Annotated in this window: 20 protein-coding genes; 7 read left to right on the forward strand and 13 right to left on the reverse strand. The window is 74.0% G+C overall.

Translation table 11 applies throughout. The features are described 5' to 3' along the window. The first annotated feature begins 83 nt into the window (after window positions 1-83). On the forward strand, window positions 84-1,211 hold the full coding sequence (locus tag O4U47_RS09275; protein WP_270677270.1) for an adenosine deaminase: 1,128 nt from the start codon (window positions 84-86) through the stop codon (window positions 1,209-1,211). Between the two features lie 137 nt (window positions 1,212-1,348). Here O4U47_RS09275 and O4U47_RS09280 read toward each other — a convergent pair whose 3' ends face one another. Continuing rightward, window positions 1,349-2,137, reverse strand: coding sequence for an ABC transporter permease (locus tag O4U47_RS09280; protein ID WP_270677271.1), 789 nt, complete (start codon window positions 2,135-2,137; stop codon window positions 1,349-1,351). A gap of 115 nt (window positions 2,138-2,252) precedes the next feature. Next, a complete protein-coding gene (locus tag O4U47_RS09285; protein ID WP_270677273.1) occupies window positions 2,253-2,996 on the reverse strand; it encodes an ABC transporter ATP-binding protein in 744 nt (247 codons plus the stop codon). A 111-nt stretch (window positions 2,997-3,107) separates the two neighbouring features. On the opposite strand from O4U47_RS09285, the gene O4U47_RS09290 reads away from it, so the two are divergent. Together O4U47_RS09290 and O4U47_RS09295 are read left to right on the forward strand one after the other, a co-directional pair. Further along, the gene (locus O4U47_RS09290) at window positions 3,108-4,217 is read left to right on the forward strand and encodes a sensor histidine kinase (protein ID WP_270677274.1); all 1,110 of its coding nucleotides are present in this window, start codon (window positions 3,108-3,110) and stop codon (window positions 4,215-4,217) included. Continuing rightward, entirely contained in the window at window positions 4,214-4,858 is a 645-nt protein-coding gene (locus O4U47_RS09295; protein ID WP_270677376.1) for a response regulator, read from the forward strand. Before O4U47_RS09290 ends, O4U47_RS09295 begins: the two co-directional genes overlap by 4 nt. A gap of 116 nt (window positions 4,859-4,974) precedes the next feature. On the opposite strand, the gene O4U47_RS09300 is transcribed toward O4U47_RS09295, so the two are convergent. From O4U47_RS09300 to O4U47_RS09310, 3 genes are all read right to left on the reverse strand, one after another. Beyond that, window positions 4,975-5,421 (reverse strand): pyridoxamine 5'-phosphate oxidase family protein, encoded by a 447-nt coding sequence (locus O4U47_RS09300; protein ID WP_270677275.1) that lies wholly within the window; start codon window positions 5,419-5,421, stop codon window positions 4,975-4,977. A gap of 201 nt (window positions 5,422-5,622) precedes the next feature. Then, a complete protein-coding gene (locus tag O4U47_RS09305) occupies window positions 5,623-6,033 on the reverse strand; it encodes a VOC family protein (RefSeq protein ID WP_270677276.1) in 411 nt (136 codons plus the stop codon). 124 nt (window positions 6,034-6,157) lie between these two features. Continuing rightward, on the reverse strand, window positions 6,158-6,784 hold the full coding sequence (locus O4U47_RS09310; RefSeq protein WP_270677277.1) for a VOC family protein: 627 nt from the start codon (window positions 6,782-6,784) through the stop codon (window positions 6,158-6,160). Window positions 6,785-7,109: 325 nt separating this feature from the next. On the opposite strand from O4U47_RS09310, the gene O4U47_RS09315 reads away from it, so the two are divergent. After that, the gene (locus O4U47_RS09315) at window positions 7,110-7,517 is read left to right on the forward strand and encodes a hypothetical protein (protein WP_270677278.1); all 408 of its coding nucleotides are present in this window, start codon (window positions 7,110-7,112) and stop codon (window positions 7,515-7,517) included. A 28-nt stretch (window positions 7,518-7,545) separates the two neighbouring features. On the opposite strand, the gene O4U47_RS09320 is transcribed toward O4U47_RS09315, so the two are convergent. From O4U47_RS09320 to O4U47_RS09340, 5 genes are read right to left on the reverse strand one after another with little or no spacing between them, the layout of a single operon-like run. Further along, window positions 7,546-8,445, reverse strand: coding sequence for an amidohydrolase family protein (locus O4U47_RS09320; protein WP_270677279.1), 900 nt, complete (start codon window positions 8,443-8,445; stop codon window positions 7,546-7,548). Window positions 8,446-8,503: 58 nt separating this feature from the next. Beyond that, complete coding sequence (locus O4U47_RS09325) at window positions 8,504-9,511, reverse strand: 3-hydroxyacyl-CoA dehydrogenase NAD-binding domain-containing protein (RefSeq protein ID WP_270677280.1); 1,008 nt, start codon at window positions 9,509-9,511, stop codon at window positions 8,504-8,506. Continuing rightward, window positions 9,508-11,550, reverse strand: a complete 2,043-nt coding sequence (locus O4U47_RS09330) for an acetoacetate--CoA ligase (protein ID WP_270677281.1) — start codon at window positions 11,548-11,550, stop codon at window positions 9,508-9,510. Before O4U47_RS09330 ends, O4U47_RS09325 begins: the two co-directional genes overlap by 4 nt. Next, the gene (locus O4U47_RS09335; RefSeq protein ID WP_270677282.1) at window positions 11,547-13,970 is read right to left on the reverse strand and encodes a crotonase/enoyl-CoA hydratase family protein; all 2,424 of its coding nucleotides are present in this window, start codon (window positions 13,968-13,970) and stop codon (window positions 11,547-11,549) included. Before O4U47_RS09335 ends, O4U47_RS09330 begins: the two co-directional genes overlap by 4 nt. Beyond that, on the reverse strand, window positions 13,967-15,661 hold the full coding sequence (locus O4U47_RS09340) for a CocE/NonD family hydrolase (RefSeq protein ID WP_270677283.1): 1,695 nt from the start codon (window positions 15,659-15,661) through the stop codon (window positions 13,967-13,969). Before O4U47_RS09340 ends, O4U47_RS09335 begins: the two co-directional genes overlap by 4 nt. Before the next feature lie 272 nt (window positions 15,662-15,933). On the opposite strand from O4U47_RS09340, the gene O4U47_RS09345 reads away from it, so the two are divergent. From O4U47_RS09345 to O4U47_RS09355, 3 genes are all read left to right on the forward strand, one after another. After that, window positions 15,934-16,416 (forward strand): MarR family winged helix-turn-helix transcriptional regulator, encoded by a 483-nt coding sequence (locus O4U47_RS09345; protein WP_270677285.1) that lies wholly within the window; start codon window positions 15,934-15,936, stop codon window positions 16,414-16,416. Between the two features lie 190 nt (window positions 16,417-16,606). Continuing rightward, entirely contained in the window at window positions 16,607-17,554 is a 948-nt protein-coding gene (locus tag O4U47_RS09350; RefSeq protein ID WP_270677286.1) for a hypothetical protein, read from the forward strand. Window positions 17,555-17,850: 296 nt separating this feature from the next. Then, on the forward strand, window positions 17,851-18,756 hold the full coding sequence (locus O4U47_RS09355; protein ID WP_270677287.1) for an SGNH/GDSL hydrolase family protein: 906 nt from the start codon (window positions 17,851-17,853) through the stop codon (window positions 18,754-18,756). Window positions 18,757-18,769: 13 nt separating this feature from the next. On the opposite strand, the gene O4U47_RS09360 is transcribed toward O4U47_RS09355, so the two are convergent. The 3 genes from O4U47_RS09360 to O4U47_RS09370 all read right to left on the reverse strand — a co-directional run bounded on the left by O4U47_RS09360 (window position 18,770) and on the right by O4U47_RS09370 (window position 21,718). Further along, window positions 18,770-19,363: a hypothetical protein gene (locus O4U47_RS09360; RefSeq protein ID WP_270677288.1), complete on the reverse strand. Its 594-nt coding sequence runs from the start codon at window positions 19,361-19,363 to the stop codon at window positions 18,770-18,772. Window positions 19,364-19,613: 250 nt separating this feature from the next. Further along, a complete protein-coding gene (locus O4U47_RS09365; RefSeq protein WP_270677289.1) occupies window positions 19,614-20,726 on the reverse strand; it encodes a FecCD family ABC transporter permease in 1,113 nt (370 codons plus the stop codon). Further along, complete coding sequence (locus tag O4U47_RS09370; RefSeq protein ID WP_270677377.1) at window positions 20,723-21,718, reverse strand: FecCD family ABC transporter permease; 996 nt, start codon at window positions 21,716-21,718, stop codon at window positions 20,723-20,725. Before O4U47_RS09370 ends, O4U47_RS09365 begins: the two co-directional genes overlap by 4 nt. Window positions 21,719-21,745: the final 27 nt, after the last annotated feature.

Genomic DNA, 21,745 nt, shown 5'->3' on the forward strand with positions numbered 1-21,745 from the left:
CGGCCCGTCCCCCGCCGGGACGGGCCGCACACGTATACGACAGACCCGAACCACGCAACGTCCCCGACCCCGGAGGAGACCCGATGCTCGGTCAGTCCGAACGGCCCACCCCCGCCCAGATTCGCCGGGCGCCCAAGGTGCTTCTGCACGACCACCTCGACGGCGGGCTGCGCCCGTCGACGGTCGCCGAGCTGGCGGCGGAGTCCGGCTACGACCGGCTGCCCACGACCGACACCGCCGAGCTGGGCCGCTGGTTCCGCGACGCGGCCGACTCCGGCTCGCTGGAGCGCTACCTCGAGACGTTCTCGCACACCGTCGGCGTGATGCAGACCCGCGAGGCGCTGGTGCGGGTGGCCGCCGAGGCCGCCGAGGACCTCGCCGCCGACGGCGTGGTCTACGCCGAGGTGCGCTACGCCCCCGAGCTGTTCCAGGAGCGCGGGCTGGGCCTGGACGAGATCGTCGAGGCGGTCCAGGAGGGCTTCGCCGAAGGCGAGCGCCGCGCCGCAGCGGACGGGAACCGCGTCATCGTGCGCACGCTGCTGTGCGCGATGCGCCAGAACGCCCGCGCCACCGAGATCGCCGAACTGGCGGTGCGCCACCGCGACGCCGGGGTGGCCGGGTTCGACATCGCCGGGCCCGAGGCCGGGTTCCCGCCCACCCGCAACCTGGACGCCTTCGAGTACCTGCGCCGCCAGAACGCCCACTTCACGATCCACGCGGGGGAGGCCTTCGGGCTCCCGTCGATCTGGGAGGCCATCCAGCACTGCGGCGCCGAGCGGCTGGGCCACGGGGTGCGCATCGTCGACGACATCAAGGTGCACGACGACGGTTCGGCCGAGCTGGGCCGCCTGGCGCAGTACGTGCGGGACCGGCGGATGCCGCTGGAGATGTGCCCGAGCTCGAACGTGCAGACGGGGGCGGCCGAGTCGATCGCGGCGCACCCGATCAGCCTGCTGCGGCGGCTGCGCTTCCGGGTGACGGTCAACACCGACAACCGGCTGATGAGCGGCACGTCGATGTCGGAGGAGTTCGAGAAGCTGTCCGAGGCGTTCGGGTACACCCTGGACGACATGCAGTGGTTCACGCTGAACGCGATGAAGTCGGCGTTCCTGCCGTTCGACGAGCGGATCGCGCTGATCGACGACGTGATCAAGCCGGGGTACGCCGCCCTGCGCTCCGAGCACCTGTTCCGCACCCCGGGCCGCGCCTGAGGAGGCGGCGCCGACCGGGTCGCGCACCGGCCGGGTCGAGCGCCGACCAGTGCCGACGCCGAAAGGGGCCGCGCCTCGCGCGGCCCCTTCGCCGTTCCGTCCGTTCCGCCCGGCCGCCGCTTCCGCCGCGGGCCCGGTCACTCCCAGCGGAAGAAGACCGCAGCGATCACGGCGGAGGCCGCGGCCGTGGCCGCGAGCACCGCCATCTGCGGGCCCGGGACCCCCTCCCCGGCCCAGGCGGAGGAGAGCACGTCGACCGCCGCGCCGAACGGGAGCCACTCGCCCACGCGCGCGACCCCGTCCGGCAGCGACTCCTTGCCGCCGAACATCCCGCCGAGCGCGCCGAGCCCCAGATAGGCGACGAGCCCCATCGCGAGGGCGGAGTTGGGGGTGGGCGCCACCGCCGCCACCACCATGCCCAGGGCGAACATCACGGCGATGCCCAGGGCGAGGGCGCCCAGCGCCGCGCCCGTGTCGATGGGCGGCTTGGCACCGAAGAACAGGACGGCCGCCCCGAACGCGACCGCCATGCCCAGCACGGCCTGCACCACCCCGACCGCGACCTGGGCCACCAGGACCATCGCCGGGGAGGCCGGGGTGGTGCCCAGCCTGCGCAGGACCCCGGTCCTGCGGTAGGCGGACAGGAAGCTGGGCGTGTTCACCACGCCGATCAGCCCGACCACCATCGTGAAGACGAGCGGGATGACGTGGATGTCCAGGGCCGTCCGGCCGCCGGTGATCACCGTCTCCGAAGCCGACGAGGCGCTCATGACGAGGATGAGGACCGGCAGGCCGAAGGGGACGATGAGGCCCGCGGTGTCCCGGATGACCATCTTGGCCTCGCACACCGCCAAGAGCAGCCAGGACCGTGCACCGGGGTGGGCGGGGGCGGGGGACCGTTCGGCCGTCGCCGTCTGCGAGGTCACGGCGCCTTCCTTTCTTCCGTCGTCCGGGGGCGCCCCAGGGGTCCGCGGCGGCCGGGCCGCGCGGTCGGGGCGGGTGCGGGGGTGCGTGCGGGATCGGGTGCGGTCGGCGCGCGCATCAGGCGGCCTCCTCCTCTTCTTCGGACTCGCCGAGCCGCTCGCCGGTGAGCGCGAGGAACGCCTCGTCGAGATCGGCGGCCCCGGCCGTGCGCACCAGCTCCGCCGGGGTGCCCAGGGCCGCCACACGCCCGGCGCGGACCAGGGCGACCCGGTCGCACAATCGCTCGACCTCGTCCATGGCGTGGCTGACCAGCACCACGGTCTCCTCGGTCAGCTGCTCGACGGTGGCCCACATGCGCCGCCGCGCCCGCGGGTCCAGGCCGGTGGTCAGCTCGTCGAGGATCACCACCCGGGGCCGCCCGGCGAGCGCGAGCGCGATCGACAGCCGTTGCGCCTGGCCGCCGGAGAGCCGAGAGAAGCGGGTGTCCCGCTGCTTGGTCAGCTCCACCAGCTCCAGCAGTTCGTCGCGCGGGCGCGGCGCGGGGTAGAAGCTCCGGTAGAGGTCGACGAGTTCGGCGACGGTGAGGGCGTCGTGGAGCTGGGCCTCCTGGAGCTGGACCCCGAGGATCTGGCGGACGGCCGCGCGGTCCCGCCACGGGTCGAGCCCCATCACGGTGACGCGGCCGCCGTCCGGGGCGCGGAGTCCGGCGATGAGCTCGACGGTGGTCGTCTTCCCCGCGCCGTTGGTGCCCAGGATGCCCAGGACCTCGCCCTGTTCGACGCGCAGGCTCAGATCGTCGACGGCGACGGTGTCGCCGTAGCGTTTGCGGAGGTTCTCGACGCGGATGGCAGGTCGGTTCATAGCGCCGACGCTAGGTCCGGCGCGGCGGAGAGCACCTGTGCCGGACGTCAGGGACGGCGCCCATGACTTTCGGCACCCGTGGGCCCCACCCGCCCCACGTACCGTTGAACCATGCGCCGTGTCCCTCTGGAGGCCTGGTCGGGCTTCGCGATGCTCGCCGTGTGCGTGGCCATCGGCGTCTTCGTGGTGTCCAGTCCGGCCGGGCTCCGCGTCCCGACGGCCGCATGGGTGCTGCTGTTCACCATGACCATCGCGGCGGTGCTGACCACGGCCCTGGTCGAGGACTCCCGGCCCTCCCTCCAGCGCGCGACCTACGCCGCCGCCGTCGTCCTCGGCTGGTGCGTCCTGCTGACCGCGCCGGAGGCCGAGCCCCTGGCCATCCTCCTGGTCGTGATCGCCGCCTTCGGCTCCAGCGTCCTGCCGCTCCGGGCGGTCCTGGGCGTCGCCCTCGTCAACACCGCCGTGATCGGGGCCGCTTGGAGCGACCGGATGGACGATCCCTCGTCCTGGGCGTTCGTCGTAGGGATGTACCTGCTGATCCACGTCTCCGCGGTGCTGAGCGTGACCGCGATCCTCCAGGAGCAGCGCATGCGCCGCGAGCTGGCCGAGGCGCACGTCGAGCTTCAGGCGGCCGGGGTGCTGCTGGAGGAGTCCGCGCGCACCGCGGAGCGCTTGCGGATCTCCCGCGACCTGCACGACCTGATCGGGCACCAGCTCACCGTGCTCACCCTGGAGCTGGAGGCGGCCCGGCACCGGGAGGGGGACCGGGCACGGGAGCACGTCGAGCAGGCCGGCCGGGTCGCCCGGGACCTGCTGGCCGACGTGCGCTCCACGGTGGAGGCCCTGCGCACGGACCCGCGGGAGGGGCTGGCCGCGTCCCTGGTCCGGATCGGCGCCGACGCGCCCGGCCTGGACGTGGCGGTGGAGGTCGCCGACGGTGTGCGGCCCGATGAGGAGCAGGCGGAGGCGCTGGTGCGGGCGGTGAAGGAGATCGTGACGAACACGCTGCGCCACGCGGACGCGCGCGAACTGTGGATCGACCTCGTCCTGGACCGCGGCACGATCCGGCTGACGGCCGCCGACGACGGCCGCGGGGCCGCCGATCCGCGGCCCGGCAACGGGCTGACCGGGATGCGCGAGCGGTTCGAGGCCCTCGGGGGCGGCGCCGCCTTCGACGGGGACGACGGGTTCCGGGTGTCGGCGTGGACGCCGGTGCGATGACGCGGGTGGTGGTGGTCGACGACCAGACGCTGGTACGCCAGGGCATCCGCGGGCTGCTGGACCTGGCGGGCATCGACGTGGTGGGGGAGGCGGGCGACGGGGCCGAGGCGCTGGAGGTGATCGCCGAGGCCGAGCCCGACGTGGTCCTCCTCGACCTGCGGATGCCGCGCCACGACGGGATCTGGGCCCTGAGACGGCTGCGCGAGGGGGAGTCGCGGGTCCCGGTGCTGGTGCTGACCACGTTCAACGACGATGAGCTGGTGCTGGAGGCGCTCCGGGCGGGGGCGCGCGGGTACCTGCTCAAGGACGTGACGCTGGACCAGCTCACCCGGGCCGTGCACACCCTGGCGGCCGGGGGGACGCTGGTCGCGCCGTCGATCACCGACCGGCTGCTCCGGGCCATCCAGGACGGCCCGCCGCCCGCGGCGGAGGGGCCGGTCCGGATCGAGGACCTGACGGAGCGCGAGGTGGAGGTGCTGCGGCTGGTCGCGGAGGGGTACAGCAACCGGGAGATCGCCGGGGTCCTGCACCTGGCCGAGGGGACGGTGAAGAACCACGTCTCCGCGATCCTGGTGAAGCTGGGCGCCCGCGACCGCACGAACGCGGTCCTGCGCGCCCTGCACGAGGGTGTGCTGCCGTAAAAAACCTTATCCACACCCTGTGGACAAAAGCGCGCACACCCCTCTCGCGATGATCTCGACAAGAGTGCTGCCATTCCGGCGGATTTGGCAGCACTCTTGTCGAGATCATCGCCGCGTCAGCCGAGCCAGACGCCCTCGCGCATCAGGTGGCGGCCTTCCATCTCGTCGACCTCACGCCAGGCCTGGATGCGGTCCGGGCGGATGCGGAAGTACCGGTACGGCTCCGCGCTGTCGCGCGGGTCGAAGCCCGTGGCCTCGGCGAACGCGTCGCCCGTCCCCTCAGGGAGTTCGGCGAGGTCCACCGGCTCGGCCCGGCCGTCGATGAGGACCACGTCCCGCGTCGGGCCCAGCGCGAGCCTGACCCGGCCGTCGGCGAGCAGGTTGCGGCCCGTCACCGAGGCGGCGGCCGTCGAGACGAGGAGGGTGCTCCCGTCCCACATGTAGGAGAGCGGGACGAGGTAGGCGCCCTTCGAGGTGCCCGCGCTCGCGACCCACAGGTCGACCTCGCGCTCCAGCACGGCCCGGGTGTCGCGGATCCGCTCGTCGAGTGTGCGGACGGTCATGCGCGCCTCCTGGCGGTTCCTAGGGACTCGTGGCGGGCGGGTCGCGCCGGTCGTCGGAGGAATCAGAATACGGACGGCTCCCCGGCCCGGCCGGGGACGGGTCCGCTGTCGCGGAATCCGGCCACAGCGCGCCTTCTCGGCCGCCGCGCTCGCGCGACCGATGGTCGGCGGCGAGCGCGGCTCTCCACGCGGGGTGGCACATCAGTCGGCCTGCCGGATGCGGATCAGGTTGCCGGCCGGGTCGCGGAAGGCGCAGTCGCGGATGCCGTACGGCTGGTCGGTCGGCTCCTGGACGACCTCGGCGCCCCGGGCCTCCACCTTCTCGAAGACGCCGTCGACGTCGTGGGAGGCCAGCAGGATCCACCCGTAGGTGCCCTTGGCCATCATCTCGTGGATCATGCGGCGCTCGTCCTCGGTGAGCCCGGGGTCGACCGTCGGCGGCGCCAGCAGGATGTTGGTGCCGGGCTGCTCGGCGGGGCCGACGGTGATCCAGCGCATGGTCCCCTGGCCGACGTCGGTGCGGACCTCGAAGCCGAGGACGTCGCGGTAGAAGGCCAGCGACTCCTCCGGGTCGGTGTGCGGGAGCGGCGTGGTGTGAATCGTGATGTCCATGCAGATCACCCTAGGTTCGGCCGGTCATCGGCGCTTCTCTGTTCCTGACCGGGTCCGGCGCGTGTCGCGGGACCCGGAGTGCGGCGGCCGGGACCCCCGGCACCGCTCGCCTCGCCCGCGGCGGTCACCCGGCGGAGGCCGGGGCCGCCGCCTCCCACGCGAAGCCGTCGGGGTCGGTGAAGGCGCCCAGGTCCCCGCAGACCGCCAGGCGGTGCGCCCCGGTCCCGCCCGGAGCCACGCCCGCGTTCTTGGCCAGGGCGCGCCGCCGGTTCAGCCCGAACTTGACCGGGCCGTCCCCCGTGTCGAATTCGACGTACATGCTGCCGAAGCTCTTCGACACGGTCAGGCCGTGCTCGACATAGAACCGCTTGCTCGCCGCGACGTCGTCCGGCCCCAGCAGGAGGACGATGTCGTCGAACCGCCGGGCGGCCGGCGCCTTGTCCTTCTTCGTGGAGGTCGCGATCGTCCAGACGGCCCCGTCCGGCGCCCGGAGGGTGCCGCCGTAGCCCCAGAACGACTTCGTCGCGGGCTTGACCTCCTCCGCTCCGGCGTCGAGCGCCGCCGCGACGAGGAGGTCCACGTCGCCCGGCTGGGCGGCCGTGAGCGAGAGCGTGTACCCGCGGAACCCGTCCGTGGGCTCCTGCGACTCCCGGACACGGATCTGCCCGTCGAGCCCGAAGGCGGTGGAATAGAACTCTTCGGCGGCCGCGGGGTCCGTTGCACCAAGGGTGATGAAGTCGATGTTCGCCATGCACACAACGCTAGAAGCGCACCCCCGGACGGCGCTTCTCGATTCCTGACCGGCTCGCGCCCGGCCCGCGGGCCCAGTGCCCCGCACCCGCACGCCCGCGGACCACGGCGGCCCACGCCGGGCGCCGCCGGGCGCCGCCCGCGCCGCCCCGCGAGAAGCGGAAGCGCGTTCTCCGGGCATCACGAGAAAGGGCAGCGGAGATTCACCATCGCCATGCGGAACACCGTGCAGGCTGCACGTTTAAACCGAGGTCGAAGTAGTTGTCTCCCGGCACCCCCTTCGCTAGCATCACCGCTGCCCCAACTGAAAAAAGGAGAATTAAGAGATGTCCTTCAAGGGGAAATTCGCGTCCGTGTTCATCGGAACGGCCACGGCCCTCACCCTGCTCACCCCCGCCACGAGTGCCGCCGCCGACGAGGCGCCGGCCACCGGTGGCGACGTGTCGGCCAATGCGGTCTGCAGGGGCGGCTACACGAAGCGGATTCCGGGCGAGGGTCATCTGAAGTACGGAGTCTGCACGAAGACCAGCTCACACGGAACCAAGTTCCAAATGGTCGAGGGCAGACTCGTCGACACCAAGGACAACGACATCTACCTGAGGGCCACGGTGGAATACACCAAGTCCACTGCGGGATACTTCTACTACGTCGGCTCCAAGAGCGGAACCGACACCTTCAAGAGCCCGTGGAAGGCGGGGAACGCCGTGGTCAGCCTGACCGCACTCAGGGACTAGAGATGCGATCTGGGCCCCGGCGGGAACGTCACTCCCCGCCGTCGAGGCCCAGAAGGCGCGCCGCGTTGTCCTTCATGATCAGGCGGCGCGCCTCGTCCCCGATTCCGAGTTCGGCGAAGGAGTCCCGCCACCGGTCGGGCGTGATGAGCGGGAAGTCCGACCCGAACAGCACCTTGCGCTTCAGGTACCGCCCCGCCGCGCGGACCAGCGCCGGAGGGAAGTACCGGGGCAGCCACCCGGACAGGTCGATGGACACGTTCGCCTTGTGCGTCGCGATCGCGATCGCCTCGTCCGCCCACGGCACCGACGGGTGGGCCATGATGATCCGCAGCTCCGGGAAGGCCGCCGCGACGTCGTCGATGCGCATCGGGTCCGACAGCCGCAGCCGGATCCCGCGCCCGCCCGGCAGCCCCGCGCCGATGCCCGTCTGGCCGGTGTGGAACAGCACCACCGCGCCCAGCTCCTGCAGGGCCTCGTACAGCGGGTAGTGGGCGGTGTCGTCCGGGGCGAACCCCTGCAGGCTGGGGTGCAGCTTGATGCCGAGCACCCCGTGGTCCTCGACGAGGCGCCGCGCGCGGTCCACGGCGGTCGCGCCCTGCAGCGGGTCCACCGACCCGAACGGCAGCAGCACGTCGTTGTTGCGCGCCGCCGCCTCGGCGATCTCCTCGCTCGACAGCGCCGGGTGGCCGGTGGCGGTGGCGGCGTCCACGGTGAACACCACCGCCGCCATCGACCGGGCCCGGTAGTGCTCGGCGATCTGGTCGACGGTGGGCGTGCGCAGGTCCGTCGATTTGAAGTAGGAGGCCGAGGCGTCCATCAGCTCCGTGTCGAGGGAGTGGTGTCCGCAGGCGTCGGCCTCCACATGGGTGTGGACGTCGATGGCCTCGACGGCGTCCAGGTCGATGGCGGGCTCGTAGCGGGTGGGCACGTGGTCCTCCAAGAGAGAGCAAGAGAGAAGGCGGGGGGCAGGGCGGTCCGGGGCGGGCTCAGGGCAGTGAACGGCCCACGTCGCGCTTGTCCTGGAGCAGGCGCACCAGCAGGGCGTCGCGCGCGGCGGACAGCTCGTCGGCTTCGCGCTCTCCGACCTCCTCGTCCACCCCGTCCACGAGCAGCGACACCAGCTCCGGGCTCAGGCGGGCGTCCCGGAGGTCGTCCATCCACTCCTGGGCGGGCGGTCCGAGGTGCTCCAGGGTGTGCGCCATCCCGCCGGGGCCGCCGCCCAGGTGCTGGCCGAGCAGCGGCCCGACCGCCGCCCATCGCAGCCCCGGACCGTGCGCCACGGCGGCGTCCACGTCGGCGACGGTCGCCACACCGCGTTCGACGAGCGAGTACGCCTCCCGCCACAGCGCCGCCTGCAACCGGTTGGCCAGGTGGCCGGGGACCTCCCGCCGCACCCGCACCGGGCGCTTGCCCAGCGACCGGTAGAAGCCGCACGCGCGCTCGGCGACGTCGTCGGTGGTGTGCGCGTTCCCCACCACCTCGACCAGCGGGATGACCGGCACCGGGTGGAACGGGTGGCCGACGACGACCCGCCCCGGCGCGCGCGTGCACGCGGCGGCCAGCGTGCTCGGCATGGTCCCCGAGGTGCTGGACGCGATCACCACCTCGGCGGGGAGGCGTTCGTCGAGCCATGCGGCCAGCCGTGACTTGAAGCCGGGGTCCTCGGGCCCGCTCTCCTGGACCCACACGGCCCCGTCCAGGGCCGATTCGAGGCCGGTGCCGGTGCCGGCGACGACGTCCATGCGCGACTCCCAGCCGCGCAGGTCGCCGCCGAGCCCTTCGACGGCGAGCCGGCTCCGCTCGACCTGCCGGGCGACCTCGTCAGCGCCGACCGCCGGATCGGCCAGGACGACGCGGTGCCCATGCGCGAGGAGCTGCACCGCCCACCCCTTGCCGATGACCCCGCCGCCGATCAGGACGACGTGTCCGGACGCACCGCCGCCCCCGTGTCCGTTTCGTCCCTGCGCGTTCCCAATGTTTCCCGTGAAACTCATCCGGCCGACCTCCCCGCGCGCCCCGCGCCCTCGTGCCCCGCGTCCCGCGCCATCTCCTCGAAGGGGTCCAGCGCCGCCTCATCGGCCGCCACACCGGGCGGCGCCGCATCGGCCCGCGGACGCCCCTGGAGCAGGCGTTTCACCGGGACCTCCAGCTTCTTTCCGGTCCGGTTGCGCGGGACGGCCGGGACCTCCACCACCGCGTCGGGCACGTGCCGCGGGGACAGCGCCGCACGGACCGCGGCGGTGATCCGGGCACGCCCGTCCCCGTCCAGCGGTGTGCGCGTGACGACGAACAGGATCAGCCGCCCCATGCCGCCGCCGGAGCTGTCGCCGGGGCCGTCCTCCAGGTGCACGACGAGGCTGTCCTCGACCCCGTCCAGCTCCTCCACCACGCCGTAGAACTCGGCCGTTCCCAGCCGGACCCCGCCGCGGTTGAGGGTGGCGTCCGACCTCCCGGCCACCGTGCACCCGCCGTCGGCGTCGAAGCGGACCCAGTCGCCGTGCCGCCACACGCCGGGGTAGTGCGCGAAGTAGGCCTCCCGGTAGCGGCTTCCGTCGTCGCCCCAGAACCCGACCGGCATCGACGGCATGGGGCGGGTGACCACCAGCTCGCCCAGCTCCCCGGTGACCGGGCGCCCCTGTTCGTCCCAGGCCTCGGCGCGCACGCCCAGGCACGGCCCGGCGATCACCCCTTCCCGCACCGGCTGGGCGGGGCCGCCCTGCACCAGTCCGGTGCACACGTCGGTGCCGCCGCTGCCCACGTTGAGCAGCGCGCCGGGGAAGCGGTCGAGCACCCACCGGTACCCCTCGGGCGGCAGCGGGGAGCCCGCCGCCGCGATCTGCCGGACCGACGACAGGTCGTGCGCGGCCGCCGGGTCCAGCCCGTCGGCGCGGCACCGCATCAGGTAGCCGGGGCTGGTCCCGACCACCGTGGCCCGGGTCCTCGCGGCCAGCCGCCACTGGAGCTCGGGGTCGGGGCGCAGCGGGTCGCCGTCGATCAGGACCGCGCCGGCGCGCACCAGCGGCGCCGACACCAGGGCGTTCCACATCATCCAGGCGGTGGTGGTGTACCAGAGCAGCCGGTCGCCCGGCCCCAGGTCCCAGCTCAGCGCGTGGTTCTTCAGGTGTTCGAGGAGGATGCCGCCGTGCCCGTGCACGATCGGCTTGGGCGCCCCGGTGGTGCCGGACGAGAACAGGACGAAGAGGGGGTGGTCGAAGGGCACGTCGGTGTAGGCGGGGGCGGGGTCGGACGGACCCGCGGCGGCGGTGAGCTCCGACCAGTCCGTCCACTCCAGGCCCGGAGGCGCTTCCGGGGGCGACGCGAACTCCCCGTAGGGCACGTGCACGGCGGCGCGGAGGCCGGGCAGCCCGGCCGCGACCGCCGCCAGCTCCTCGGACCGGTCCACCCGCTTGGCCCCGTACCTGTAGCCGGTCACGCCGAGCAGCACGGTCGGCTCCAGCTGCCCGAAGCGGTCGAGGACGCCGCGCACACCGAACTCCGGGGCGCACGAGGCCCACACCGCCCCCAGGGACGCCGTCGCCAGGAACGCGACGACCGCCTCGGGGACGGAGGGCAGGTAGCCGACGACGCGGTCGCCCTCGCGGACGCCGAGGCACCGCAGCCCCGCGCGCGCATGCGCGACCTTCTCCCGCAGCTCACCGAAGCCGATGCGCACCTCCTCCCGCGTCTGCGAGTACGCGAACAGCGCGGTGTCCCCGTCCAGGCGGCGTCCGGGGTCGGCGTCCTCCAACAGGTGGCGGGCGTAGTTGATGCGCGCCCCGGGGAACCAGCGGGCGCCGGGCATGGCCTCCTCGGCCAGGGCGGGCCCCGGGTCGGCCGTGCTGCGCACGCCGAACCGGTCCCAGACCTGCGCCCAGAACTCGGAGGGCCGGTCCACCGACCAGCGCCACAGGTCCGGGTAGCCGTCGATGCGCAGCCCGTGCGCCTCCTCGGCGCGGCGGGCGAACGCCCCGACCCGGGTCGCGGCCTTCCAGTCCTCGCGCGGGGCGCGCAGCACGCGTCCGGTCGCGGTCACTCGTCCTCTCCCTTCGTCCGGGCGTCCCCCTGCGCGTTCCGCTGGACCTTCGCCGACCGCTTGCGCAGGAAGTCCTCCATCCGCCGCTGCGCCTCGCCGCTGCTCGACGCGGCCGACGCCATCAGCGCCTCGGTCAGGTAGCCCACCTCGGGGGAGGCGTCGGCGATCCTCGGCAGGGCCTCGACCACCGCGAAGTTGGTGAGCGGGGCGTTGCCGGCGGCGGCCTCGGCCAGGGCGGCGGCGCGCTCCAGCGCACCGCCCTCCGGTTCCAGGTACTGGGTCAGCCCGGCCGCCGCCCCCTCCTCGGCGTCCAGCACCCGCCCGGTCAGCATCAGGTCGGCCATCCGGTGGGCACCGATCAGCCGGGGCAGCCGCACCGACCCCCCGCCGCCGACGAACAGGCCGCGCTGCCCCTCGGGCAGCGCGTAGAAGGCGGTGCGGTCGGCGACCCTGATGTGCGCGGCGGCCGCCAGCTCCAGCCCGCCGCCGATCACCGCGCCCTTGAGCGCGGCCACCACCGGCAGCCCGCCGCGCTCCACCGCCGCGAACGCCCTGTGCCACATGCGCGAGTGCCGCAGGCCGCTCTCGGCGTCGGTGCCGCCCAGCTCGGACAGGTCCAGCCCGGCGCAGAAGTGGTCGCCCTCGGCGTCCAGCACCGCCGCGCGCGCCCAGTCGGGCGGCTCGGAGAGGAACCGGCCGATCCCGGCGACGGTGGCGTCGTCCAGCGCGTTGCGCTTGCCCGGGCGGCACAGCCGCAGCACGGCGACCGCCCCGCGGCGCTCGACCCGAAGCGAGCCGGGCAGGGCGGGGGCGGGAGCGGCGGGGGCCGGTCCCCCGGCGGCGCCGCCGGCGCGGGCGCGCAGCCGGTGCCGCAGGACCTTTCCGGAGGCGGTGCGCGGGAGATCCTCGACGAACACGACCTCCTTGGGGAGCTTGTACCGGGCCAACCGGGCCTTCAGGTGCTCCCGGATCGGTGCGGGGTCGGCCGCCGCGCCCGGGGCCGCCTCGACGAACGCGACCCCGGCCTCGCCCCAGCGCTCGTCCGGGCGGCCGACGACCGCCGCCGCGGCCACCTCGGGCAGTTCGTTCAGCACCGCCTCGACCTCGGCGGGGTAGACGTTCTCCCCGCCGGAGATGTACACGTCCTTGACCCGGTCGACCACGCGGAGCACGCCGTCGCCCGCCCGCACCACGTCGCCCGTGCGGAACCAGTCGCCGGGCCCGCCCGGGGTGCCGCCGTCGGTGAGGAACCCGGCCTCCTCCGTCGGCCGGTTCCAGTAGCCGGGGAACACGTTCGGCCCGCGGACCAGCAGTTCCCCGGTTCCGCCGCCGTCGGCCGGGGCGGGTCTCCCGTCCTGCCCGAGGAGGGCGGTGTCGATGAAGAAGTGCGGGGCGCCCGCGGTGGGGGCGTCGTCGGGAAGCGCGGCCTCCATGGACACGCCGGGGGCCGCCTCGGTCATGCCGTACCCCTGGTGGACGGGGACCCCGCGGCGCCGCCATTCCGCGGCGACATGGGCGGGCATCGGCGAGCCGCCGTAGAGGACCAGCCGGAGCGAGGACAGGTCGGCCCCGGGCCACCCCGGGGCCTCGGCCATCATCCGCATCATCGTGGGCACGCAGGAGAAGCAGGTGGCCCGGCGCTCTTCGATGAGGGACAGGACGGCCGCGGCGTCGAAGCGCGGGACCACCTCGACCGTTCCGCCCTTGAGGAGCAGCGGGAAGGAGATCTGGCCCAGGCCCACCGCGTGGAACAGGGGCGCGATGCAGAGCCCGGTGTCGGTGCTGGTGAAGTCCAGGTGGACGAGCTGGTTGACCGTGTTCCAGGTCAGGTTGGCGTGGGTGAGGACCGCGGCCTTGGGGCGGCCCGTGGTGCCCGACGTGTAGAGGAACAGCGCGGGGTCGTCCATGGACACCGCTTCGTTGGACACCGCTTCGTTCGGGGCCGTGTCGGGCACGGCCCCGGGCGCGGCGTGCGAAGGCGCCTGCGCGGCCAGCTCGTCGTACGACAGGTGATGGCGCAGTTCCCGGCGCGGGGAGTCGAGCGCGCGCAGGCGCTCGTCGGGTTCCTCTCCGCCGGGGCCGACGACCAGGACGGAGGCCCCGCTGTCGGCGAGCATGTAGTCCAGCTCCGCCGCGGCCAGCCGGTGGTTGAGCGGCACGAAGACCGCTCCCGCGCGCTGGGCCGCGAACATCGTCTCGAACGTGGCCGTGTCGTTGAGCCCGAGGTAGGCGACGCGGTCGCCGTGCCGCACGCCGAGCCCGGCCAGCACCGCCGCGAGACGGTCGGTGCTGTCGGCCAGCTCCTGGTAGGTGAGCGCCCGCCCGCCCTGGCTGAGGGCGACGGCACCGGGCGAGATGCGCGCGCGACGACGGGGCCAGGAACCGAGCCCCGCGCCGGGGGTGAGGCTCCGGGCGCTCATCGCCGACCCCCCTCGCCGCGCGCCTCCGGCAGCCGGTTCAGGTGCAGGCGCGCCCCGTCGGCGCCGCCGAGCCGCAGGGTCTGGTGGTTCTTCTCGGCCGTCGCGGCCGTCCACGGGTGCAGCCCGTTGCCCGGCTGCGGCATGAACTCGGGGAAGTCGCTGGAGGCCACGTGGACGCGGAAGCGGTGCCCGGCGCGCAGCCGGTAGCCGATCTGGCCCATGTCCACGTCGGCACGGCGCCCGCCCGCGGTGTCGGGCAGGTGGACCTGGCCGCGCGCCACCAGGTGGGCGGCGCCGTCCGGGGCGACGTCGAGCAGGCGCACGAACACGTCCATCTTCGGGCCGCTGCTGCCGACCTCGCCGGTGAAGCGCACCGGGCCCGCGTAGTCGGCGTCGTCAGCGGTCTGCGGACCGTCGAAGACGAGCACGTCGGGCCGGTCGGCCAGGTCCCGCTCGTCGGGGTATTCGCGCAGGGCCGCGAACGGGTCCGTGACCGGCGAGGGCACGAGGTCGTCGGGGTCGTGGGTCCACTCCACGACGGCGGGGGGCGCCTCCTCCCCGCCGTGCCCTTCCTCCGAGGGGACCAGACGCCCTTCGGGGGCCGGGGAGAGCGTGAGCGGAGAGATCCCTTCGGGCGGCCAGCTCGCGCACGTCCGGAAGCCCTCGGTATGGGCGAGGTTCCACCGGACTCTGGGGATGTCCTCGGGCGAGCCCTGGCCCTTGACGAAGACGTCGAAGAACTCCAGCGCGGGTTCGAGGTACTCCGGCAGGAACGCGCGGAACTCCTCGACCGTGCGCTCCGTCCCGCGCCCGGCCTCGGAGAGGCCGACGTTGACGTGGTCGATGGAATCGATGAACAGGTACTGGTTGTGCGCCCACCCCGGCCGCTCGGCCAGCGCGCGCACGTCCTGCCAGTGCCACGGCGCACAGTTGTCCCACCAGCCCATCTGGTGCAGGACCGGGAGGGGACGGGCGTCGTAGGGGTGGCCGCCGGGGAATCGCCGAAGGAACACCGGGCTGTCCGGGTGCCATTGGTCGAATGACATCGACCGGGCGCCCACCTGCGCGAAGAAGCGCTCCACATTGTCGATGTAGGGGCGGTGCGTCCAGTCCGGCTCCCAGAGGTGGACGTCGTTGTCGTGGAAGAAGGTCGCCGCGTACAGGCGGTGGATGCTCATCTCCACCTCCATGGCGCCGTCCTCGCCCACCGGCTCGGGCAGCGAGCCCAGGCGCGTGCCGGTGACCCGCGGGGCGATGGCCTTGAGCGCCGGATGGCCGGTCGAGGCGGCCGCCCACTGCGTGTAGCCGTAGTAGGAGTCGCCCCACATGGCCACGTCGCCGTCGCACCAGGGCTGCTTGGCGATCCAGTCGATGGTGTCGTGGCCGTCCACGGCCTCGTTGACGAAGAGCAGCGTCTCGCCCTCGGAGCGGAACTTGCCGCGCACGTCCTGGGCGGCCACGTGGTACCCGCGCCCGACCATGTAGGCGGCGATCTCCGGGATGGAGATGAAGGGGCCGTCCTTGTCGTAGGGGAGGCGGATGAGGACGACCGGCCCGGGGGAGCCGTCGCCGGCCAAGTAGACGTCGGTGGCCAGGCGCACGCGGTCGCGCATCGGGACCATGTACTGGGTGGCGGCGTCGGGGACGGGGGCCGGTCCGTTGTGCAGGATCTGGATGGGCTCGGCGTCCATGCGTCGTCCTCTCTGTCACGGCGGATCTGTCACGGCGGAGGTGCTCAGGCTCGCCAGAGGCCGGTACAGCCTCTCGGATATCAGGAAGCTTGTCTTGTTCATGATGAGGATCAGGCCGAGCGCACGACGGGAAAACGGCCGCTCTTCCTCGACTTTCTGGCCGTAAAGCGGTCCACCCCGCGAAGAGTGGCATGCGTCTCAACGGGCACGAGTGTAAGGAGACATCAGGTTTCCTGACAAGAGTCGGAACGGGATTCTGCTAGACTGCCCCCGTGCCACCTACGGAATCCGCAGCAGCGCCGCCCGCGCCGGGCGACCCGGCGGCGCCCCCGTCGTTCACCTACGTCGCCGGCCGCGTGGACCAGGGGATCCGCCGGGAGCTCAACCGGCGCCTGCGCCCGCACGGACTGAGCGTCCCGGAGCTGACGGTGCTGTCGGTCCTGGCACGCCGCACGGGCCTGTCCAACGCCCAGCTCGCACGGCGGTCGATGGTGACGCCGCAGTCGATGAACCAGGTGCTGGGCTCCCTGGAGCAGCGCGGCCTGGTGGAGCGCACGTCCGACCCGGACCACGGCCGCGTCCGCCGCACGGTCCTCACCCGCGAGGGCGCCGCGGTGCTCGACCGGGCCCAGGAGTCGGTGGACGATCTGGAGGACGAGATCCTCGGCGACCTGTCCCCCGCGCAGCGGGCGCTGGTGCTGGAGAGCCTGGTCCACTGCATGGAGAAGCTGTCCGAACTCTCCCGCGACCGCTGAGGAGGAGCGCCCCTCCCCCGCGCCTCTCCCCCTGTCCCGGCCGGAATCCGGCGGTCCGCCGCCCCGAGCGGGAACCGGACCGGGGTGCCGACGAGTCGATTCACCGACGGATCGATTCGCCACCTCGCGCATCGATCGATCACAGTGGGACCGCTATGGTGCGTTCCGCATCCGGTGAGGAGAGGAATCGGTGTCGATGCAGCAGTCCCCGCCGCCCCCGGGTCCGCCAGGGCCGCCGTTCATCACGCCCCCTCCCCCGCCTGAGGCGGTGCAGCCGCCCCCGGCCTCGCGGCCGGGCGGCGCGAGCCGGTGGGTCGCCCTGGGGGCGGGGGTGTTCATGCTCGCCCTGGTGGTCGTCACGGGCGTCGTCGTGGTGACGGCGGCGGTCGGAGGCGGCGGGGCGGGCGCCCCCGCCGGTGGCGCCGCCGCCGAGACCGGGGCCGAAGGCGGCACCGGGGGCGAGACCAGCGGCCGGGAGGACGGCGCCGACGACGGCGCCGGTGACGGTGACGGTGACGGTGACGGCACGGGCGGCGCGGACGAGGCCCCCGGCGCGGGCACCGGGGAGGAGTACGCCCCCGACCCGCACGAGGGCGTGGCCGCCTATACCGGCCCGGACACCCCGACCCAGGTGGCGGTCGGCCCCGGGCCCTACCGGCTGCCCGCCGACGCCTGCTCCGGTGTCGGCCCGCAGACCCTCGAAGGCCTGGGGATGGGCGAGGAGCCCACCCGGTCGGAGTCGTCCGAGGGTGCGGCGCCCAGCAGGAGCTGCATGTGGCAGCAGCTCGCCGACGACGGCTCCTTCCACGTGCTCCGGATCCGGTACCAGTCCGCGGACGCGCCGGAGTCCGCCGCCGCCCTCTACCGGGGGGCCGCCGAGGAGCAGGCGGGCATCCTCGGGGACGTGGTGCAGCAGGAGGCCCCCGGCATCGGGGACGAGAGCACGGTGGTCCTGGTCGACAACGGGGACGGCGCCTACCAGGGCGTGGTCTTCATCCGCCTGCAGAACACGGTGGTCACCGTCGAGCGGGAGATCCAGCCCCCGGCGGGGGGCACGGACACGCCCACGCTGGCGTGGGGGCCCACAGGACGACTCATGCCCGAGCTGGGCCGCCAGGCCCTGAACAACCTGGTCTGATCCGCGCCGCGGCCCTCCTCTCCGGGCCGTGCCGCGCGTTCCCCGGCGCCCCTTCCCCCGTTTCCCGCCGCCCCCGGCCGGGGGCGGGGGCGGGGCCCACGCCCGGACATGGGCCCACCGCGGGGATTGACGCGCCTGTGGCGCCGCGGTGAGGATTACTCTCCGGTAAGGGTGTTTCGCAGACGTCCCGCTCCGTCCGCTGCGCGCAGCCTCCCCCGTGTCCCCCCGACTCCCCCGCACCCCGCGGCCTGGCCCCCCTGTGCCCGGCCGCCCCGGACACCACGCGAGGTCGCGCCATGTCCCCATCCCCCCGTGCCCGACGCCTGTCCCTGGCCGCCGTCCCCGTCGCCGCCGCGGCCCTGGCCGCCCCGCTGCCGGGCACCGCCCCCGCTTCGGCGGCCCCCGCTCCCGCCGAGGCCTCCGTGGCGGACTACGCCGCCCTGGGCGACTCCTTCACCTCCGGCGTCGGCATCCCCGACCAGGTCGACGCCGAGTGCGGCCGCTCCGACCGCAACTACCCGACCCTGGTCTCCGCCGACCTGTCCCCCGACGCCTTCACCGACCTGAGCTGCGGCGGCGCCACCACCGAGCACATGACCGAGCCGCAGGGCTCCAACCCGCCGCAGTTCGACGCCCTGAAAGAGAGCACCGACCTGGTCACCCTGCAGGTCGGCGGCAACGACATGGGGTTCGCCGACATCGTCACACGGTGCGCCGTCCTGGGGGTGTTCGATCCGAACGGTCAGCCGTGCAAGGACAGCTTCACCTCGGGCGACAGCGACGAGCTGCAGGAGCGCATCGAGGAGACCGCGCCGAAGATCGACGGGGTGCTGGAGGGGATCGCCGAGCGGTCGCCGGACGCGCGCGTGCTGCTCCTCGGCTACCCGGTGATCATGCCCGACGACGGGTCCAACTGCCACGGCACCGTACCCATCGCCGCCGGCGACGCCCCCTGGCTGCGCGACACCCAGAAGAGCCTGAACGACATGCTCGCCGAGCGCGCCCAGGCGCACGGCGCCGAGTACGTGGACACCTACACCGGCTCCGTCGGCCACGACCTGTGCCAGCCGGAGGACGTGCGCTGGATGGAGCCGCTGGACGCGGTCGACGCCGCCCCCGTGCACCCGAACGCCGCGGGCCACGAGGCCATGGCGGGCGCGGTGCTGGACACGGCCTCCACGGCCCCCGCCGGGAGGGTCTGACCCCCGCCCGGGATCAGCCGGGGAGGCTGTCCGGACCGTCCACGGGCCGCCGCCCCGGCCGGTTCCTCCGGTCGGCCCCGTCGTCCACCCCTTCCACCATGACCATGCAGAAGGCACTGGCCCCCTCGGGCACCCGCTCGTTGAGGGCCTTCTTCTGCTCCTCCTTGGTGGCGGTGGGCTGCCAGGGGTTCCCGTCCCCGTCGATCCGGGTGGTCCCGTGCAGGTCGCGCGGACCGGCCACGGCCATCACCGTGGTGACCAGGAGCCCGACGAGGCCGAGGAAGACCAGCAGGGCGCCGAGGAAGTTCCCCGCCGCACCGGTGAAGATCAACAGCGCCTCGGCGGCCGCGACACCGGCCGCGATCCCGCCCCACTTCTTCGCCGAGGCGCGGCGCAGGGCCCGTGTCCCCTCCTGGTCGAGGATCCGGTGGCGCTCGGTGCGGCCGCATTGCCCGCACTGCACCTGGACGTCGGCGTGGCCGCGCGCCGGTCGGGCGACGACGTGCAGGGTCTCCCGGTTCGTGTGGCGGGTCAGATTGATCCCGGCCTTCTCCACCGAGAGGTTGTGGACGACCTTGAACAGGACGCGGTCGGTGACGGGCGCCATCGGGGGGATCCTCCATCGGAACGGTGCCGGGAACGCCCGGAACGTCCCCCGTCCGGGGAGACCGAAACGGGGTTCCGAACGCCTCCCTCTGACGGCGGCCGCCCGGACCGCCCAGGACGCCGTGTCGACATGCGGTGCCGACGCGGTGTCGACATGCGGTGCCGACGCGGTGTCGACATGCGGCGACATGCGGTGTCGACATGCGGACGAAGCGGCACGTCGCCGAATCGCCGCAGGACCGCCGCCCCCGTCAGCGGCCCTTGCGGGCCTCGTGGACGAGGAGCCACACCAGGTACCCGCCGCCGAAGACCACGGTGACCACGCCCACCGGGATCGTCAGCGGGATGACGTGCTGGGCGATGAGGTCCGAGGCGAGCAGCAGCCCGGCGCCGAAGGCGGCCGTGGCCACCAGGGGGATGCCCGGCGCCCCGGCGATCCTCCGGGCGATCTGCGGGGCGGCCAGGGACACGAACGCGATCGGCCCCGCCACCGCCGTCACCACGCTCACCAGGGCCACCGCAACCGCGATCGCCGCGGTGCGGGCGCGCCCGACGCGCACGCCGGTCGCCTGGGCCATGTCGTCGCCCAGGTCCATCTGGCGCAGCGCCGGGGCGGTCAGCGGCAGCACCGCCATCAGCGCGGCGCACGCGGCGATGGCCGGATAGGCGGTCTCGGCGGTGACGTTGTTCAGCGTCCCCGCACCCCATGCGGAGGCGAACAGGGCGGTCTCCACGTCCGCCCGCAGGATCAGCCAGGTGTTCACCGAGGCCAGCATGGACGAGATGCCGATGCCCACCACGATGAAGCGGAAGCCCTTGATCCCGCCCCGGTAGGCCAGCAGGTAGATGGCGACCGCGGCGGCCAGGCCGCCGATGAGCGACCCCGCCGTCATCAGGGCCCAGCCGCCGCCCAGGACCATCAGCGCCACCAGCATCCCGGTGAACGACCCGTTCGCCAGGCCGACGAGGTCCGGGCTGGCCAGCACGTTGCGCGTCAGGGTCTGGAAGACGCCGCCCGCCAACGCGAGCGCGGCGCCGAACACCACGGCCGCCAACGCACGCGGGAGGCGCCACTCGACGACCACGATGTTCTCGAATCCGTCGGTGCGGCCGGTGAGCACCGCGATCACTTGGGAGGGGCTGAGCGGGTAGTCGCCCAGGGCCAGGGCGGACAGTCCGAGGACGGCGACCGTGGCGACGGCGGCCAGCACCACGGCGGCCGTGCGCAGCCGCACCACGACGTTGGCCCGTTCGGGGCCGACGACGACGCGCCGCCGCCCGCCGTCGAGGGCGGGCCGGTGCACCAGCCTGCGGTCCGGCGCCGCGGGGCGCTCCGGGGCCCGGGATGTCTGCGGAGTGCTCACAGGCCGCTCGCCTTCGGTCGGCGCACCAGTGCGATGAGGACCGGGGCACCGACGAACGCGGTCACCACGCCGACCGGCATCTCGCTCGGGAGCACCGCGACCCGGCCGAGCACGTCGGACAGCAGCACCAGCACCGGGGAGGCGATCAGCGTGCCGAGCAGCAGGCGGCGCTGGTCGGGGCCGACCACCCAGCGCACCGCGTGCGGGATCATCAGCCCCACGAACACGATCGGCCCGGCGACGGCGGTGGCGCCCCCGGCCAGCAGGGTCACGGCGGCGAGGACGGCGATGCGCACCCGCCCCACGTTCACCCCCTGAGCGCGGGCGACGTCGGTGCCCAGCGCGATCGCGTTCAGCCCCGGCGCGACGGCGGCGGCGATCGCCAGCCCGGCCGCGAGCAGCGGGAGCACCGGGAGCAGCACGTCGGCGCCGCGCCCCAGCAGGCTCCCGGCCTCCCACCCGCGCATCCGGTCGAAGGCGTCGGGGCGGGTGAGCATCAGGCCGGTGGTCAGCCCGGCGAACACCGCGCCGAGCGCGACCCCGGTCACCGTCAGCCGGACCGGCCCGGCCTGCGGCCCCCCGGCGGTGCCGACGGCGTAGACCGCGAGGGTGACCGCCAGGGCGCCCGCGCAGGCCAGCCAGACGTACCCCGCGGGGGTGGTCACCCCGAGGAAGGCGATGCCGATCGCGACGGCGAACGCGGCGCCCGAGTTCACCCCGAGGATGCCGGGGTCGGCGAGCGGGTTGCGGGTGAAGGCCTGGATGAGGGCGCCGGCCGTGCCCAGGGCGGCGCCGACGGCGAGCCCGGCCGCGGTGCGCGGCGCCCGCTGCTCCCAGACGACGTAGCGGGCCTCGGAGTCCCCGCCGCCCAGCAGCGCGTCCAGCACCGCCGACGGGGGCTGGGGGTTGGCGCCGACGAGCAGGGACAGCAGGACGGCGGCGGCCAATGCCAGGAGGCCGCCGACCACCCACACCGGGGCGCGTGCGCGCATGGGCCGGGCAGGGGAGGGCGCCGCCTT

Origin of the sequence: Nocardiopsis suaedae, from assembly GCF_027706745.1 — a bacterium.
Classification (GTDB): Bacteria; Actinomycetota; Actinomycetes; order Streptosporangiales; family Streptosporangiaceae; genus Nocardiopsis_A; species Nocardiopsis_A suaedae.

Bases quoted from the DNA above. Each gene is read 5' to 3' on its own strand.
- O4U47_RS09275 (WP_270677270.1), top strand. From the start codon at position 84: ATGCTCGGTCAGTCCGAACGGCCCACCCCCGCCCAGATTCGCCGGGCG.
- O4U47_RS09285 (WP_270677273.1), bottom strand. From the start codon at position 2,996: ATGAACCGACCTGCCATCCGCGTCGAGAACCTCCGCAAACGCTACGGC.
- O4U47_RS09290 (WP_270677274.1), top strand. From the start codon at position 3,108: ATGCGCCGTGTCCCTCTGGAGGCCTGGTCGGGCTTCGCGATGCTCGCC.
- O4U47_RS09295 (WP_270677376.1), top strand. From the start codon at position 4,214: ATGACGCGGGTGGTGGTGGTCGACGACCAGACGCTGGTACGCCAGGGC.
- O4U47_RS09300 (WP_270677275.1), bottom strand. From the start codon at position 5,421: ATGACCGTCCGCACACTCGACGAGCGGATCCGCGACACCCGGGCCGTG.
- O4U47_RS09305 (WP_270677276.1), bottom strand. From the start codon at position 6,033: ATGGACATCACGATTCACACCACGCCGCTCCCGCACACCGACCCGGAG.
- O4U47_RS09310 (WP_270677277.1), bottom strand. From the start codon at position 6,784: ATGGCGAACATCGACTTCATCACCCTTGGTGCAACGGACCCCGCGGCC.
- O4U47_RS09315 (WP_270677278.1), top strand. From the start codon at position 7,110: ATGTCCTTCAAGGGGAAATTCGCGTCCGTGTTCATCGGAACGGCCACG.
- O4U47_RS09325 (WP_270677280.1), bottom strand. From the start codon at position 9,511: ATGAGTTTCACGGGAAACATTGGGAACGCGCAGGGACGAAACGGACAC.
- O4U47_RS09335 (WP_270677282.1), bottom strand. From the start codon at position 13,970: ATGAGCGCCCGGAGCCTCACCCCCGGCGCGGGGCTCGGTTCCTGGCCC.
- O4U47_RS09340 (WP_270677283.1), bottom strand. From the start codon at position 15,661: ATGGACGCCGAGCCCATCCAGATCCTGCACAACGGACCGGCCCCCGTC.
- O4U47_RS09355 (WP_270677287.1), top strand. From the start codon at position 17,851: ATGTCCCCATCCCCCCGTGCCCGACGCCTGTCCCTGGCCGCCGTCCCC.
- O4U47_RS09360 (WP_270677288.1), bottom strand. From the start codon at position 19,363: ATGGCGCCCGTCACCGACCGCGTCCTGTTCAAGGTCGTCCACAACCTC.
- O4U47_RS09370 (WP_270677377.1), bottom strand. From the start codon at position 21,718: ATGCGCGCACGCGCCCCGGTGTGGGTGGTCGGCGGCCTCCTGGCATTG.